Consider the following 16,188-nt stretch of genomic DNA (forward strand, 5'->3'; position numbering starts at 1 on the left):
GAAATAATACAAATGAAGATTTTTAAAAAGCTAACAGTAACGGCTCTAACGGCTGTAATTGCGGTAACCGCATCTTTCGCAGGGGTTGCAGCAGCAGCCGATTCACTTAAAGGTAAAATCACAGTTAACGGTTCGACCGCACTTCTTCCATTGACGCTTCAAGCGGCAAAAGAATTCCAGAAGCTGCACCCTAAAGTAAAAATCGCAGCCTCCGGTAAAGGTTCAGTAACTGGACCTCAAGCTGTTAAAAAAGGCATCGCTGATATCGGCGCTTGCGACTGGGATGCTAGCATGGACGTACCAGGCTTCAAAGCTTTTGACGGACAGGTAGCAAACAAAGTAGCTGTTATTCCTTTTGCTACAATCGTGAACAAAAATGTTGGCGTAGATAACCTTACAACTGAACAACTTAAAGGAATTTATGCAGGTAAAATCACGAACTGGAAAGAAGTAGGCGGTGCAGATGCTGACATCGTGGTTATCACTCGTTCTTTCGGTTCCGGTACACGCGTTAACTATCAAGCTAAAGCTTTGGATGGCGGAGATATCGTTAAAAAAGCTAAAAACTATAAAGAAACAGGTTCATCCGGTGACATGAAGACTGCCGTTGGAACAACTCCTAACTCCATCGGTTATATCGACCTTGTATATGTAAGTGGCGACGTAAAAGCTGTTAAACACAACGGTGTAGCTGCTACTACTGACAACGTAATCAATGGATCTTATAAGATCTGGGCTTATGGTTACTACATGACTAAAGGCCAACCTACTGGCGCAACAAAAGAATTTATCGAATACGTACAAAGCAAGAAGTTCCAACAAGGTTCCCTGAAAAAGCTTAAATTTATTCCGATCGCAGCAATGAAGGGCTAATATCATCTGAAGATCATATTGAACGGTAACAGCGGCCAGCTCCGATCTTGATACGGGGGTGGCCGCTTACAGGAGGGAAAGTATGGGGGCACCAGTCCACGGCTTGGCAACTAGGGGAAAAGAGAGCGTAACGCAGGTTAGCGCTAACTCCAAACGTCACGGTAGACATTTGTTTAGTAACAAATTGTTTAAGTTTTATTTTTTATTCAGCATTCTTGCGCTTTGCTTTGTGCTTGGACTTGTAATTCTATTTATCGGCAAAACGGCTATGCTTCTGTTCGGCCATCTCTCGCCTGCGGACTTTTTCTTTTCCTTTAACTGGACGCCGGAAGAGGATTCTTTTGGAGCGGCTGCCTTCATTGTAAATACACTTTCACTAACTGCATTAACGCTGTTGATCGCAGTTCCTATCTCGGTAGGGATGGCAGTACTTTGTGCAGAGATTGCCCCAAAATGGATGAAGACTTTTATTCGTCCAGTGCTGGATTTATTGGTAGGTATTCCATCAATTGTTTACGGATATATAGGCTTAACGGTATTACTTCCTTTCTTACGCAGAATTAGCGGGGAGAGCTTAGGCGATGGCTTGTTAGCCGCTGCACTTGTGCTCGCCTTAATGGTACTGCCAACCATTTGCCGAATCAGTGATGATGCCATTGTCTCTGTGCCGCGCAAATATCGGGATGCAGCATATGCTCTTGGATCTACCCGTTTACAGGTCATCATGCGTGTAATCCTGCCTGCGGCCAGCCGGGGGATTATCTCTGCGGTTATTCTAGGTATGACTCGTGCTGTAGGTGAGACGATGGCTGTAGTTATGGTTATCGGGAATACACCGCAATTGGCGAAGACGTTATTCACGCCAGCATCGGTGCTGACTAGTAACATCGTTATGCAAATCTCCAATGTAGAGTTTGACTCTACCTGGAACTATGCATTACATATGATGGCATTTCTTTTGCTAGTAATATCATTTGTATTAATTCTGATCATCCGCGTGCTGGGTAGAAAAAGGAGGGATGCAGCGTGAACGGATTCGCAAGTACAAAGCATACAGCGCGTGCTCAAAGAAACAATAAAATTGCGACCATAGGGTTTTATACCCTTGGGGCTTTAGTCATGCTGCTGATCTTCTGGCTGCTCTTCACGATTCTTAGTAAAGGTTTACCGGCACTTCGGCCTGATTTCCTGATTAAACAGCCTGAAGAGATTGACGCAGGTGGTGGGATTGGCCCGGTGTTGTTTAACTCCTTTTACATTTTGTTCATCTCGCTGATTATTTCCGTTCCCATTGGTTTGGGTGCGGGAATCTATATGGCTGAGTATGCCCCAGATAATAAATTTACAGGGGCACTACGTATTTGCGTAGAATCTCTGTCATCGGTTCCATCGATTGTGTTCGGTATGCTCGGACTTGCAATTTTTGCAGAATATTTCGATGTCGGTCTGACGATTCTTGGCGGAGGCGTCAGCTTGGCGCTGCTGAATCTACCTATGCTTGCGCGAGTGACAGAGGAAGCGGTACGTGCTGTACCTGGGGACATCCGCGAGGCTGGTTATGCGCTTGGGATGACTAAATTCCACGTGATCCGCACGGTAGTTCTACCCGTTGCAATGTCTGCCATTGTTACTGGGATTTGTCTCGTTGCTGGACGCGCCTTCGGGGAGTCTGCGGTTATTATCCTTACCGCTGGTCTCAGTACCTCGGGCGAAATGTGGGATTTCAATCTGTTCTCCCCGGGTGAGACGCTGGCCGTACACCTTTGGTATGTACAATCCGAGGCGATTGTAGAAGATGCGCGTCAAATTGCTGATAAGTCGGCAGCGGTACTTGTATTTGTAGTTCTGTTTATCAATTTTGCATTTCGATTTCCGCTGTGGCTTAGCAATCGCCGCAAATAATGAACTGGGGTCTACGGGGGAAACCTGTAGGCTTTTATTTCGAAAAGCTGCTCTAAGGGAATGTTAGCGTTCGCTTAGAACAGCTTTTTGAGATTTTATCTGGGAGCTTTTTAATGGAGAGAAAACTAGCTACGTTAATTTTGGATATGCAGATCTTCTGTGATTGAATGATTACGCTCAGCCTAGTGAAATTGGCGAGTTGCTCCTGAATTGTAAATGGAAACTTGCGGAGTGTTGGTGGATTCGGGGGTGTTAATGGGGACATGCGAATGCTGACCGATTCGGGGATTGCTTGATTGCTTATGGATTGTTTGTTGAGTATTCGCATAGAGGGAATATCTCCCTATAATTCGACGCTCTATGGTCTCTAATGCTTATATAGGGAAATCATCCCTATAATATCTATGTTTTGATCATAGATAGGGATTTTGAGTATTATTAAGGGTAGAAATTCCTATAAAGCTTGATTTTTAGCGATTCTAGGCAATTTTATAGGGAGGATTTCCCTATAGTTACAGTCTAGCTAGGATAATATAATCCTTTTCGATCTGGTCCTAGGAGAGTTCTACACTAGAAAGTACCTGAACGTACCCAGCCTACACGCACTTCAAGTAACTCCGAGAAACGTCAACTGTATCCGCACCAGAACAATTGCCGAAGTTACTCTATAAACCTAGTGCCCTGAACGTACCCATCCTATACGCACCGCAATTAACTCCGAGAAGCATCAACTGTATCCGCACTAGCCTGGCCACCTAGCACAAACTGTTCAACGAACCTAACTGTCTGGTTTTTATTAAGTCTCGTCTGAAGAACGATGATTTCAGCTCCTGTTTTTCTAGCACTCGTGTCGAATGTCTTTCTCCCTGAACGCAGAAACAGCCTCCCCGAAGGAAGGTTGTTAACGGGTCCAGAGCGGGATACAGCCCCAAAGGGCTGACTGCGAAGCGTATGCTTTCGATGCCTATACTCCGACGAACCTCCGTGCTTCGCATCCCCTGAACGCAAAAACAGCCTCCCCGAAGGAAGGCTGTTACTCTGACGTCCCGGAAGGGATTCGAACCCCTGACCGTGCGCTTAGAAGGCGCATGCTCTATCCAGCTGAGCTACCGGGACATGATGGCTGGCTGAAAAGCAAGCAGGATTTATCATATCATGTATGCCGATGTTTTTCAAGCTGTTTTTTAAAAAGAGTACGGGGTATGCTATAATCTACAATTATTAAGTTTCGGATGAAGCTTAAGGTCTTAATAACATTTATGACGTTTTAGAATTCAATTCACATAATTAGCTATAAGGAGGTGCCCTCATTAAAGATTCAGATTCCCCCGCCACAAAAGAGAATATCGTCCTGTTTCCCAAGACACTGGACTATTATCAAATCCAGCTTACGGTGATGCTGGAGAGTGAACGATACGGGGAAGCGATGGAGCTGCTGCGTTTTTTGCTGCAGTGTCAAGGACAGGAAGAGCGGAATTACGAGGAATGGCGGTCTCTGCTGGAATGGCTCGAAACAGCTTTCCCTTATGCCTCTCAGAATGGAGATGCAGAAGGAGCCGTTCACCCCGAAGACGAAGATTTAAGGGAAGAAGATATGGCCCGTCTCTTGGCCAAATCAAAAATGACTGAGGATGCGGGGTATCCTCAAAAGCTGCTGCAGCGGATAATGAATGAGCCGCTGTCAGAGGCGACAATCCTAGCACTAGAGCAGCTTTCATATCTGGAAGGCGGCGGAGTCGATGAGGCGCTGACGGCATGGCTGCAGGGGGATAATGTTCACCCGCTGCTGCAATTTCGGACCCTGCAGACCCTTCGGCGGCGTGGGATGCAGGGAACAGTGAATCTGATTCGTGGTCACGAAACAGCAATTGTAGAGATTGAAAGTGTGCCGCTGCAGACAGAGGATTTTCCACCACAGGTGAGTCAGGTGCTCGAGCGGGTAGCCGAGCAGGCGGAGGTACACGAGCCTACGCTGTATTATTTTGCACAGGAGCTCTGGGGCCAGTTCGTCATGTCGATTTATGGATCGGAAGAGTATCGGAAAATACTGGATGGGGAAGACGCGCTACTAGATATTTGGGCGGGGGCGTTACACCAGTTTGTATCTGAGAGCTTAAACGGTACACGGCAAGAGGAGGAGACTCGCGGAATGTACGGCATTACCGACGGCATGCGCTTTCAATTTGAGGGGGCATATCGTGCGCTCAAGGGTTTTGTAAAGACTTCTCTACTTGATAAATAAAGTAATGTTGTATATAATATAATGGTTATTCTGTGCGTGGATTGTATCATTTTTTGAAGTAAACTTGTGAACCTATATTTTGGAGGGAAAAGTATAATATGAAAGCAACATGGGAAAAAATAGAGAAGAACCTTGGAGTTCTTGAAGTAGAAGTTGACGCAGAACGCGTTGCAGCAGCACTTGATAAAGCTTTTAACAAAGTCGTTAAGAAAGCTAACGTACCAGGCTTCCGTAAAGGTAAAGTGCCACGCCCGATCTTTGAATCCCGTTTTGGTGTAGAAAGCTTGTACCAAGATGCAATCGACATTCTTCTTCCTGAAGCTTATGGTGAAGCCGTTGAACAAACTGACATCTTCCCTGTAGACCGTCCTGAAGTTGATATTGAGCAATTTGCTAAGGGTCAATCCTTTATCTTCAAAGCGAAGATCACGGTTAAACCTGAAGTGAAGCTCGGCGATTACAAAGGTCTGGAAGTTCCAGTACAAAAAGCTGAAGTGACTGAAGAAGAGCTGAGCGCTGAGCTTGCTCGTCTGCAAGAGCGTCATGCTGAACTCGTAGTAGTTGAAGAAGAAGCAGCAGCTAACGGCGACATCGCTGTGATCGATTTTGACGGATATGTTGATGACGTACCGTTCGAAGGCGGAAAAGCTGAGCGTCATTCTCTTGAACTTGGCAGCAACTCCTTCATTCCTGGATTTGAAGAGCAAGTAGTGGGAATGTCCACTGGAGATTTCAAAGATGTTGAAGTTACTTTCCCTGATGAATACCATGCAGAGAACCTTGCGGGTAAGAAAGCAGTATTCAAAGTGAAACTGCACGAAATCAAACGCAAACAACTTCCTGCACTCGATGATGAGTTCGCTAAAGATGTAAGTGAATTCGAAACTTTGGAAGAGTACAAAGCAGATCTGAAAGCTCAGCTCGAATCCCGTAAACAGGATGAACTGAAAGGCCTTCGCGAGAACGCAGTTGTTGATAAAGCAGCAGCAAACGCTGAAGTTGAGATCCCTGAAGCCATGATCAACAGCGAAGTTGAGAACATGGTTCGTGACTTCGACACTCGTCTTCGTCAACAAGGTATGAACATGGATATGTTCCTTAGCTTCTCCGGTCAAACTCGTGAAGACTTGCAGAACCAAATGAAAGGCGATGCTGAAAAACGCGTTCGCAACAACCTGGTACTGGAAGTTATCGCTAAACAAGAGAACATTGAAGTTTCTGAAGAAGAAGTTAACGAAGAGTTGGCTACTATGGCTGAAGCTTACAAACGTACTCCAGAAGAAATTCGCAGCATCTTGGCAGCTAACGGTTCACTGAGCAGCTTGAGCGAAGAACTTTCTTTGCGCAAAACCATTGATTTCCTTGTTAGCAATAGTGTAGAAGTTGAAGCAGTAGAAGAAGCACCAGCTGCTGAAGACGCTAAAGCTGAGTAAGATTTTTTGAAATTATAAGAAAGTATAAGTTTCACGTTATACTTTATTCTTATAATTCTCGCATAAACGCTCACCGTCCTTAAAAGGACGCCGAAGGCGTTTTAGCTTGACACTACCTAGAACGGCCGAGCAATCGGCCTCCATACAGATATGATAAGGCACGTAAGTTTCGTTACGTGCCTTATTTTTATCCTCGGGCACAGATATATGTGATTACATAGGTATCCGTATGAGCGTATGGTATTAAGGAAATTGGCGTGATGCCGTCACTATCACAAGCAGTGGACAGGTCTGCTGTAGTGAAAAAATGACATCGGGCCGTGAACGTGTTAAAATATTTTTGAAACGATAAGACTAATCTGTATAGAGAAAAGAGGTTGGTGGCATGAGTCTGGTACCAATGGTTGTGGAATCAACAAGTCGTGGAGAACGTTCATACGATATCTATTCCAGATTGCTCAAGGATCGCATTATTTTCTTAAGCAGTGCGATTGACGATGATGTCGCCAATCTGGTTATTGCTCAACTGCTGTTCCTTGCAGCAGATGATCCCGAGAAGGACATTCACTTGTACCTCAACTCACCCGGTGGTTCTGTAACAGCCGGCATGGGTATATACGATACGATGCAATACATCAAACCGGATGTTTCAACCATTTGTGTAGGGATGGCGGCAAGCATGGGATCGCTCCTTCTAACAGCTGGGGCTCCGGGCAAAAGATACGCGCTGACTAACAGCGAAGTTATGATTCATCAACCGCTCGGCGGTGTTCAAGGTCAAGCGTCTGACATTTGGATTCATACCGACTGGATCCTCAAGACGAAACAGAAGTTGAATCAAATTTATGTAGATCGCACAGGTCAGCCCCTTGAAAAAATCGAACGGGACACAGACCGCGATAACTTCATGAGTGCGGAAGAAGCCAAGGAATATGGGCTTATTGACCAGGTTCTTTCTTCACCGATGAAATCTTAAAGGGGTGGTTAGATGTTTAAATTTAATGATGAAAAAGGGCAATTGAAATGTTCTTTTTGCGGCAAATCACAAGAGCAGGTTCGTAAGCTTGTAGCAGGACCGGGCGTTTATATATGTGACGAATGTATCGAGCTTTGCACGGAAATCGTGGAAGAAGAGCTCGGTCATGAAGAAGAGCTTGATCTGAAGGATATTCCGAAACCAAAGGAAATCCGCGATATTTTGGATCAATATGTAATCGGTCAAGAGCAAGCGAAGAAATCGCTGTCTGTTGCGGTTTACAATCACTATAAGCGTGTGAACAGCCAGAGTAAGATCGAAGATGTTGAACTGACGAAGAGTAATATTCTTTTGCTTGGTCCAACCGGTTCGGGTAAAACTTTGCTCGCACAGACGATGGCGAAGATTATCAACGTTCCATTTGCGATTGCTGATGCTACTTCCTTAACGGAGGCTGGTTATGTCGGCGAGGATGTTGAGAACATTCTGCTTAAGCTGATTCAAGCGGCAGATTATGATGTGGAGAAAGCCGAACGCGGCATTATCTATATTGATGAGATTGATAAAGTGGCACGTAAATCCGAGAACCCGTCCATTACCCGTGACGTATCCGGTGAAGGTGTACAGCAGGCGCTTTTGAAGATTCTGGAAGGAACAGTTGCTTCTGTACCTCCACAAGGTGGACGTAAGCATCCTCATCAGGAGTTTATTCAAATCGACACGACGAACATCTTGTTCATCGTGGGCGGTGCCTTTGACGGTCTGGAGCAAATGATTAAACGCCGTATTGGTAAAAAAGTCATTGGCTTCAACGCAGCGGTTGAAGGACAAAAGGATCTCAAGGCTGGCGAATATTTGTCGATGGTATTGCCTGAAGACTTGCTCAAATTCGGATTAATTCCTGAATTTGTAGGCCGTCTGCCGGTCATCTCGACTTTGGAGCCGCTTGATGAGAATACACTGGTGCGTATCCTTTCCGAGCCTAAGAATGCACTCACTAAACAATATATCAAGCTGCTGGAAATGGATAACGTAGCGCTGAAGTTCGAACCGCTGGCACTCGAAGCGATTGCCAAGGAAGCGATCAAACGCAATACGGGAGCCCGTGGACTGCGCGCGATTATTGAGAGCATCATGCTTGATGTGATGTATGAAGTGCCTTCACGTGATGATATTAAGGATTGTGTGATCACGGAGCAGGTCGTTCAAGAGAAGGCTTTGCCTGAATTGAACCTTAAGAAAGACAAGAAGAAAGAGGAAAGCGCGTAAGTCGCTTACCTTAACAATACATGTCACTGTCTCCACCTTTCTTCCGCTTATCCCGCTTCACTAGCGGTTGCGAAGGGGTGGAGCTTTGGCGTTATGGGGGAGAAAAATCATGTTCTTGAGACACCAAACCCGTCCTGTCAATGTTGGCGGGCTCATTATTGGGGGAAACAACGAGGTTGCGATTCAAAGCATGTGTACAACCAAAACAGCTGATGTGGAGGCTACTGTAGCTGAAATTTTACGGCTTGAGGAAGCAGGCTGCCAACTGGTACGCGTTACTGTCAACAATGAAGAGGCAGCCGCCGCGATTAAGGAGATCAAGAAGCAGATTCATATCCCACTCGTAGCGGATATTCATTTTAACTATAAGCTCGCGCTGATGGCTATTGAGAACGGCATCGATAAAGTCCGGATTAATCCGGGGAATATCGGTCGTCGGGAGAAGGTAGAAGCAGTAGTTAAAGCTTGTAAAGAAAAAGGAATTCCGATTCGGATTGGTGTAAACGCCGGTTCTTTGGAGAATCATCTCTTGGAGAAATACGGATACCCGACTCCAGAAGCTATGGTAGAAAGTGCGCTGTACCATATTGGCATTCTGGAAGAGCTGGATTTCCACGACATTATCGTTTCCTTAAAAGCATCCGATGTGCCTATGGCCATCGAAGCTTACCGTCAGGCTGCGGAAGTCATCCCTTATCCGCTGCACCTTGGGATTACAGAATCCGGCACCTTGTTTGCCGGTACAGTAAAAAGCTCCGCAGGTATCGGTGCACTGCTCTCTATGGGCATCGGCAGTACCCTGCGTATTTCGCTTAGCGCTGATCCGGTGGAAGAAGTTAAGGTGGCACGCGAGCTGCTGAAGACCTTCGGTCTGATCTCTAATGCGGCTACACTCATTTCTTGTCCGACTTGCGGACGACTCGATATCGATCTTTTCTCCATCGCTAATGAGGTGGAAGAATACATTTCGAAGCTTAAGGTGCCTATTAAAGTATCCGTGCTCGGCTGTGCCGTTAATGGCCCTGGTGAGGCGCGTGAAGCAGATATTGGTATTGCTGGTGCCCGTGGGGAAGGTTTGTTGTTCCGTTACGGTCAGATGATTCGTAAGGTGCCTGAAGCGGAACTAGTGAACGAGCTGAAGAAGGAAATTGATGCGATCGTTATAGCGTATGAGGAGACTGGTGAAATCCCAGGCCGCGCTCATGCTAACCTTGCACCTCCGGTGCAATCGAAGTAACTGGTATTTTACGAATTAATGATTCAATTCATAATAAGTGGCGAAGAACGCCCTGTTACACCCCGGTATATCCGGTGGTGGGAATGGGGCGTTTTTTTTGCGTGGAATTAATTAGTGTGGGGAAGGACGAATGAATAAGGGGGAACATCGAATGAACTATGAACAAGCGCATGAAGCGTTTATTGAGAAACATCTAGCAAGCAGGACTGGGGAAAGACGAGGAAGGCTAGAGAGAGGGCATCGTCATGCCGAAGAGATGTTTTTACAGAATGTATGGTGGGCGCTTCGTGGGGATTTCGCTGATCTACATCCGGAGTATGAGGTGCTGGATTGGCGCGGGCGATCTTATTTTGCTGACTTTGCTTTCTTGCCAGGACCCGTAAAATTATTGTTTGAGATCAAAGGATATGCAGCACATGTAAGAGACATGGACAGGCTGAAGTATTGTAATGAGCTAAATCGTGAGACGTTTCTGTACGGAATGGGTTACCAAGTAATCTCATTTGCCTACGACGATGTGGAACAGCGCCCTGAGCTATGCGTTACGTTGCTAAGATTGGCGTTAAGCCGCTACCAAATTGTAAGTGCACCGAGTGGTGGAGTAACTCTCACGGAGAAAGAAATTATCCGATATATAGTTGGAAAAGCGGGTGTAGTTCGTCTTAAAGATATAGCAGATTATTTCGCGCTAGATCCTAAAACGGTACGATTGATGCTTATGAGATTATGCGAGAAAGGCTGGCTGAAAGCCGTGAAAAGGGAAAATGGCGTTAGAAATGTAGGTTATGAGTTAGCTCGGGATGTCTTATTTTACTGGGATTGATTAGCATAAGTTAAGGGGAGTAGTTAGGGATGAGTGTATTGTGAGAAAGAGCTGCACTTCAAAAGTAACGATGATTGTATGATTATAGGGAAAATCTCCCTATAAATAGACCGATTTTGCTCGAAAAGTGAGATTATACGGAAAGCCTCCCTATAAATTCGCTAAAAGTAGCTGTTTGTACGTAAAACCGACGAATTATAGGGAGGAATTCCCTATGAGCCCCTCATTGGGATCGCCCTTCTCAAACTATAGGGAGTTCTTCCCTATAGTTCGGGGTCATGACCGAGCAAACGAATAGATATTTACCGAAATATTTCAACAAGGTTACTTTGCGTACTTAGTGAATTCATTGTATTAAGATAATTTCCGTTACTGAGGAGCCAAGACTAATCAAGTTACTTTACCCATATAGACAAATACTACAGTTACAGTATCTAATTAGATTCGATACAAGTAGCAATCCAATTCGCTAAAGTAGGCATTCGGTGTACATTGTGAATACGATTTGCTAGGTGAATCGGTGTACAGATGCTCACTTCAAAGGTAACTATGATCGCATTCCTGTTATAGGGAAAATCTCCCTATAAATAGACCGATTTTGCTCGAAAAGTGAGTTTATATGGAAAACCTCCTTATAAATTCACTATAAGTAGCTGTTTTTACTTGAATCAACGTAATATGGGGAGAAATTCCCTATAAGCCCTTCATTGGGACTACTTTCTTCAAACTATAGGGAGGTTTTCCCTATAGTTCTTACTAATTGGGTCATAACTGAGCAAATGAGTAGATATTTAGCGAAATAAATTAATAAGGTTACTTTGCGTACTTAGTGAGTTCAGTTTATTAAGATAATTATCATTACCGAGGAACCCAGACTAATCAAGTTACTTCCCCCCATTCAAACAAGTTTGTTACTAAATCTCAGGACTCCACCGACTGTCCTACACCAACAATTCAACAAATCCTCATTTGTGCGTTTACTAATTACCGAAACGGCTATACTACCTAATAGTAGCCAAAGGTGGAAAGGTAGACTGAACGAAACAGGAGGATGACCTATGGAATTAAGTATAGTTGTGATGATCGTGCAGCTCTTTTTCGCGCTGGTTATCGGCGTATACTTTTGGAATCTGCTGCGGGGTCAGAAGACAAACAAGACGGCGGTAGACCGAGAGTCGCGTAAGGAACTGGATAAACTACGGAAAATGCGTATGATTTCATTAACCAAACCCTTGTCGGAGAAAACTAGGCCGGCTTCTATTGGAGATATTGTCGGGCAAAAAGACGGGCTGCGCGCCCTGAAGGCCGCATTATGCAGTGCTAATCCGCAGCATGTGATTATTTATGGTCCGCCGGGAGTCGGCAAGACTGCAGCGGCACGGGTGGTCATGGAAGAGGCAAAGCGCAATCCGCTATCCCCTTTTAAAAACGATGCCAAATTCACTGAAATCGATGCGACAACCGCTCGTTTTGATGAGCGAGGTATTGCTGACCCGTTAATCGGATCGGTGCATGATCCTATCTATCAGGGTGCCGGAGCTATGGGTGTGGCAGGCGTGCCGCAACCGAAGCCGGGCGCGGTGACAAAAGCACATGGCGGGATTCTTTTTTTGGATGAGATCGGTGAGCTTCACCCCATTCAGATGAACAAGCTGCTAAAGGTGCTGGAGGACCGGAAGGTGCTGCTAGAGAGCGCGTATTATAATTCGGAGGACAATAATACTCCGGCTTATATTCATGATATTTTTCAAAATGGATTACCTGCTGATTTCCGTTTAGTTGGCGCGACTACGCGTTCCCCGGATGAGATCTCTCCAGCACTGCGTTCACGCTGCATGGAGATTTATTTCCGTCCGCTATTGCCGGATGAGATTGCGGTCATCGCGCGTGACGCGATACAGAAGATCGGACTGAAGCCAAGCCCGGATGCAGTCACTGTTGTGCAGCAATATGCAACAAATGGCCGGGAGGCAGTCAATATGATTCAGCTCGCAGCTGGATTAGCGCTAACGGAGCAGAGAGATACGCTTAATGCCGCTGATGTAGAATGGGTAGCAGGCAGTAGCCAGCTGCCACTTCGAACAGAGCGCAAAATTCCTTCCGCGCCTCAGATCGGATTGGTTAACGGACTTGCAGTGTATGGACCGGGAATGGGCACCTTGCTCGAGATCGAAGTATCCGCAGCACCTGCGCAGAATGGTCAAGGTAGACTGAACGTAACCGGAGTGGTAGATGAGGAAGAGATTGGCGGAGGTTCTCGTACAATTCGGAGAAAGAGCATGGCTAAAGGCTCCGTGGAGAACGTATTGACCGTACTGCGCACCATGAATCTGGAGCCGGACCGTTATGATCTGCATGTGAACTTTCCAGGTGGAACCCCCATTGACGGACCTTCAGCAGGGGTTGCGATGGCAGTGGCTATTGTCTCCGCCATTCGTGGTCTTCCCGTGGATAATACCGTAGCGATCACTGGTGAGATAGGTATACATGGCCGTGTGAAGCCTGTTGGTGGTGTAATTGCGAAGGTGGAGGCTGCTTTTCAGGCGGGAGCTACTACGGTGCTTATTCCAAAAGAAAACTGGCAGTCCCTATTCGCTGACCTCGCCCCACTACGCGTCATTCCTATGGAAACGGTGGATGAGGTCTTCCGTCATCTGTTTGGTGCTGATACAGCAGATGTAAGGCTTCCTGCAGTAGCTGGTGAGCTATTCTCTGCAGCACCTTCGCTTCTGAAGGCCGATGCCGCTGGAGAGTCTGCAAAGGGTTAAGCTTTAAATATTACCTGGAATGTAAGCTAGGGTGTGTTATAGTTTCGATAAGTAAATCGAGACTTGCCGCTGGAATATAAAGGGAGCCGCAGGCGTGTCTGCTGCTTCCTTTTTTAAAGTATAAATTCACACTTTCCATAATCCTTACATTTCTTTGAGAAACGTTGCTGTTTTTTAAGGATAATAAGGTTGTTTATTCTTAAATTGCAAGTACTTTGTTGGTGTTTTGGGGCTGCTTTTGTTAGAATGAATTCATATGAGATTAATTGAGAGCCATGGGAGGTGCGAAAGCGATGATGACAAATAAAACAAAAGGTCGTCGTTTTCCTTTATTACCGCTAAGAGGTCTTCTTGTGTACCCAAGCATGGTTCTTCACTTGGATGTGGGCCGTGAGAAGTCAGTTCGGGCACTAGAAAAAGCTATGGTTGAAGATAATTTAATTCTTCTGTGTTCACAGTCGGAAGTGAATATTGAAGAGCCTGGTCAGGACGATATTTTTCGGGTCGGTACTGTCGCGAATGTGCGGCAAATGTTGAAGCTGCCAAACGGTACGATTCGTGTACTGGTTGAGGGTGTAGAACGAGCCGAAATTATTAATTATATCGATAATGATGAGTATTATGAGGTTATGGCGCGCGAGCTACCAGAAGAGGAAGATGGCGATCAAGAGTGTGACGCGCTGATGCGTACAGTACTTAATCAGTTCGAACACTATATAACGTTATCCAAAAAAGTGACACCAGAGACACTGGCTGCTGTATCCGATATTGAGGAGCCGGGTCGTCTTGCGGATGTTATTACGAGTCATTTATCGCTGAAGATTAAAGATAAGCAGGAAATTCTAGAGACGATTGATGTCAGTAAACGGCTAGAGAAGCTTCTTGATATTCTTAATAATGAGCGTGAAGTGCTGGAGCTTGAACGCAAGATCAATCAGCGTGTGAAGAAGCAGATGGAGAAGACGCAGAAGGAATATTATTTGCGCGAGCAAATGAAAGCGATCCAGAAAGAACTCGGCGAGAAGGAAGGCCGGGTGGGAGAAGCGGAAGAGCTGCGGAATTTAATGGAAGAGAAGAATTTGCCGGAACGCGTAAAAGAGAAGATGGAGAAGGAAATCGATCGTCTGGAAAAAATGCCAGTGAGCTCAGCGGAAGGTGGCGTCATTCGCAACTATGTGGATTGGCTGCTGGGTCTTCCTTGGAATGAACAGACAGAAGATGACCTCGACATTAAGAAGGCAGAGCAAGTACTCGATGAGGACCACTACGGTTTGGAGAAACCAAAGGAGCGGGTATTGGAGTATTTAGCTGTTCAGCAGTTGGTGAAGAAGCTAAAAGGTCCGATCCTATGTCTTGTAGGGCCTCCAGGTGTGGGCAAAACCTCACTGGCTCGTTCCATCGCTCGTTCACTTAATCGTAAGTTCGTTCGCATTTCGCTTGGCGGTGTGCGTGATGAAGCGGAGATCCGTGGTCATCGCCGGACTTATGTGGGTGCGATGCCAGGCCGAATCATTCAAGGGATGAAGACGGCAGGGACGATTAATCCGGTTATTCTGCTAGATGAAATTGATAAAATGGCTGCAGATTTCCGTGGCGACCCATCCTCCGCATTGCTTGAGGTACTGGACCCGGAACAGAACAATACGTTCAGTGACCATTTCGTAGAGTTACCGTTTGATTTATCGAACGTTATGTTTGTTACAACAGCGAATGTTGTGCATAACATTCCGCGTCCGCTACTTGATCGGATGGAAATGCTGTTTATACCGGGTTATACGGAACTGGAGAAATTGCAGATCGGTAGCCGTTATCTTTTGCCGAAGCAGAAGAAGAACCACGGTCTTGCAGAAGATCAACTGATCATTGAAGACGACAGTTTATTACGTATTGTACGTGAGTATACTCGTGAATCCGGTGTGCGTAATTTGGAGCAGCAGATTGCAGCGTTATGCCGCAAAGCCGCGAAACAGATTGTGTCCAAGGAAAAAGAAAGTGTAGTCATTCTGCCGGATGACATCAAGGATTACCTGGGTGCATCGAAATACCGTTACGGTATGGCGGAGCTTGAAGATCAGATTGGCACAGTAACTGGACTGGCCTGGACTGAGGTTGGTGGCGATACGCTGCTGATCGAAGTGACTGTTGTGCAGGGAACGGGCAAGCTGACACTTACTGGACAACTGGGCGATGTAATGAAGGAGTCAGCGCAGGCCGCTTTCAGTTATACACGTTCGAAGGCGGAGGAGCTGGGGCTCCAGCCTGATTTTTATGAGAAGATTGATATTCATATCCACATTCCTGAAGGTGCGATTCCGAAGGATGGCCCGTCTGCAGGGATTACGATTGCTACCGCATTGATCTCCGCACTTACGAAGCGTTATGTTTCGAAGGATGTGGCCATGACTGGTGAGATCACTCTACGTGGACGTGTATTGCCAATCGGTGGACTGAAAGAGAAGTCTCTAGCTGCACACCGTGCCGGATATAAAAAGATCCTTCTTCCCAAAGACAATGAACGTGATCTGAAAGAAATTCCAGAGAGCGTGCGTAATGATGTGGAGTTCATACCAGTATCTAACATGGATCAGGTCTTGCATCATGCGTTAGTTGAGCATCATAATGAAATTAGCAGTGAGCCACCGAGTAGTGTGCATTAGAAAGGAAG

General features: G+C 45.9%; 12 protein-coding genes and 1 tRNA gene. 11 read left to right on the top strand and 2 right to left on the bottom strand.

Features of this window, described 5'->3' with window-relative positions:
- The first annotated feature begins 12 nt into the window (after positions 1-12).
- The 3 genes from M2444_RS24905 to pstA all read left to right on the top strand — a co-directional run bounded on the left by M2444_RS24905 (position 13) and on the right by pstA (position 2,775).
- Complete coding sequence (locus tag M2444_RS24905; protein WP_094874312.1) at positions 13-873, top strand: phosphate ABC transporter substrate-binding protein; 861 nt, start codon at positions 13-15, stop codon at positions 871-873.
- Positions 874-955: 82 nt separating this feature from the next.
- The gene (pstC, locus tag M2444_RS24910) at positions 956-1,903 is read left to right on the top strand and encodes a phosphate ABC transporter permease subunit PstC (protein ID WP_094874313.1); all 948 of its coding nucleotides are present in this window, start codon (positions 956-958) and stop codon (positions 1,901-1,903) included.
- Positions 1,900-2,775: a phosphate ABC transporter permease PstA gene (pstA, locus tag M2444_RS24915; protein ID WP_094874314.1), complete on the top strand. Its 876-nt coding sequence runs from the start codon at positions 1,900-1,902 to the stop codon at positions 2,773-2,775. Before pstC ends, pstA begins: the two co-directional genes overlap by 4 nt.
- Positions 2,776-3,486: 711 nt before the next feature.
- Here pstA and M2444_RS24920 read toward each other — a convergent pair.
- The gene (locus M2444_RS24920; RefSeq protein ID WP_280788280.1) at positions 3,487-3,783 is read right to left on the bottom strand and encodes a hypothetical protein; all 297 of its coding nucleotides are present in this window, start codon (positions 3,781-3,783) and stop codon (positions 3,487-3,489) included.
- Between the two features lie 34 nt (positions 3,784-3,817).
- Positions 3,818-3,891 (bottom strand) — tRNA-Arg (locus M2444_RS24925).
- 280 nt (positions 3,892-4,171) lie between these two features.
- Between M2444_RS24925 and M2444_RS24930 the strand changes: the two genes are divergently transcribed.
- From M2444_RS24930 to lon, 8 genes are all read left to right on the top strand, one after another.
- Positions 4,172-5,017, top strand: a complete 846-nt coding sequence (locus tag M2444_RS24930) for a hypothetical protein (protein WP_256989995.1) — start codon at positions 4,172-4,174, stop codon at positions 5,015-5,017.
- Between the two features lie 98 nt (positions 5,018-5,115).
- The gene (gene tig, locus M2444_RS24935) at positions 5,116-6,450 is read left to right on the top strand and encodes a trigger factor (protein WP_280788281.1); all 1,335 of its coding nucleotides are present in this window, start codon (positions 5,116-5,118) and stop codon (positions 6,448-6,450) included.
- 385 nt (positions 6,451-6,835) lie between these two features.
- Positions 6,836-7,426: an ATP-dependent Clp endopeptidase proteolytic subunit ClpP gene (gene clpP / locus M2444_RS24940; protein ID WP_036685049.1), complete on the top strand. Its 591-nt coding sequence runs from the start codon at positions 6,836-6,838 to the stop codon at positions 7,424-7,426.
- A gap of 12 nt (positions 7,427-7,438) precedes the next feature.
- Positions 7,439-8,695 carry an ATP-dependent protease ATP-binding subunit ClpX gene (clpX, locus tag M2444_RS24945; protein ID WP_094878939.1) on the top strand — a complete coding sequence of 419 codons (1,257 nt, stop codon included), beginning with the start codon at positions 7,439-7,441 and terminating at the stop codon, positions 8,693-8,695.
- 109 nt (positions 8,696-8,804) lie between these two features.
- A complete protein-coding gene (ispG, locus tag M2444_RS24950; RefSeq protein WP_094873528.1) occupies positions 8,805-9,932 on the top strand; it encodes a flavodoxin-dependent (E)-4-hydroxy-3-methylbut-2-enyl-diphosphate synthase in 1,128 nt (375 codons plus the stop codon).
- A 151-nt stretch (positions 9,933-10,083) separates the two neighbouring features.
- Entirely contained in the window at positions 10,084-10,755 is a 672-nt protein-coding gene (locus M2444_RS24955; protein WP_280788282.1) for a helix-turn-helix domain-containing protein, read from the top strand.
- A gap of 1,058 nt (positions 10,756-11,813) precedes the next feature.
- Entirely contained in the window at positions 11,814-13,523 is a 1,710-nt protein-coding gene (lonB, locus tag M2444_RS24960; protein ID WP_094873524.1) for an ATP-dependent protease LonB, read from the top strand.
- A gap of 293 nt (positions 13,524-13,816) precedes the next feature.
- Complete coding sequence (lon, locus tag M2444_RS24965; RefSeq protein ID WP_042191259.1) at positions 13,817-16,180, top strand: endopeptidase La; 2,364 nt, start codon at positions 13,817-13,819, stop codon at positions 16,178-16,180.
- Positions 16,181-16,188 lie beyond the last annotated feature (8 nt).

The organism is Paenibacillus sp. PastF-3 (genome assembly GCF_029893135.1).
Taxonomy (GTDB): domain Bacteria; phylum Bacillota; class Bacilli; order Paenibacillales; family Paenibacillaceae; genus Paenibacillus_AQ; species Paenibacillus_AQ nitricinens.

Excerpts from the sequence above, each read along its gene's own strand:
- lonB (WP_094873524.1), top strand. The coding sequence starts at position 11,814 with ATGGAATTAAGTATAGTTGTGATGATCGTGCAGCTCTTTTTCGCGCTG.
- M2444_RS24955 (WP_280788282.1), top strand. The coding sequence starts at position 10,084 with ATGAACTATGAACAAGCGCATGAAGCGTTTATTGAGAAACATCTAGCA.
- clpP (WP_036685049.1), top strand. The coding sequence starts at position 6,836 with ATGAGTCTGGTACCAATGGTTGTGGAATCAACAAGTCGTGGAGAACGT.
- tig (WP_280788281.1), top strand. The coding sequence starts at position 5,116 with ATGAAAGCAACATGGGAAAAAATAGAGAAGAACCTTGGAGTTCTTGAA.
- lon (WP_042191259.1), top strand. The coding sequence starts at position 13,817 with ATGATGACAAATAAAACAAAAGGTCGTCGTTTTCCTTTATTACCGCTA.
- M2444_RS24905 (WP_094874312.1), top strand. The coding sequence starts at position 13 with ATGAAGATTTTTAAAAAGCTAACAGTAACGGCTCTAACGGCTGTAATT.
- pstC (WP_094874313.1), top strand. The coding sequence starts at position 956 with ATGGGGGCACCAGTCCACGGCTTGGCAACTAGGGGAAAAGAGAGCGTA.
- M2444_RS24930 (WP_256989995.1), top strand. The coding sequence starts at position 4,172 with ATGCTGGAGAGTGAACGATACGGGGAAGCGATGGAGCTGCTGCGTTTT.
- ispG (WP_094873528.1), top strand. The coding sequence starts at position 8,805 with ATGTTCTTGAGACACCAAACCCGTCCTGTCAATGTTGGCGGGCTCATT.
- clpX (WP_094878939.1), top strand. The coding sequence starts at position 7,439 with ATGTTTAAATTTAATGATGAAAAAGGGCAATTGAAATGTTCTTTTTGC.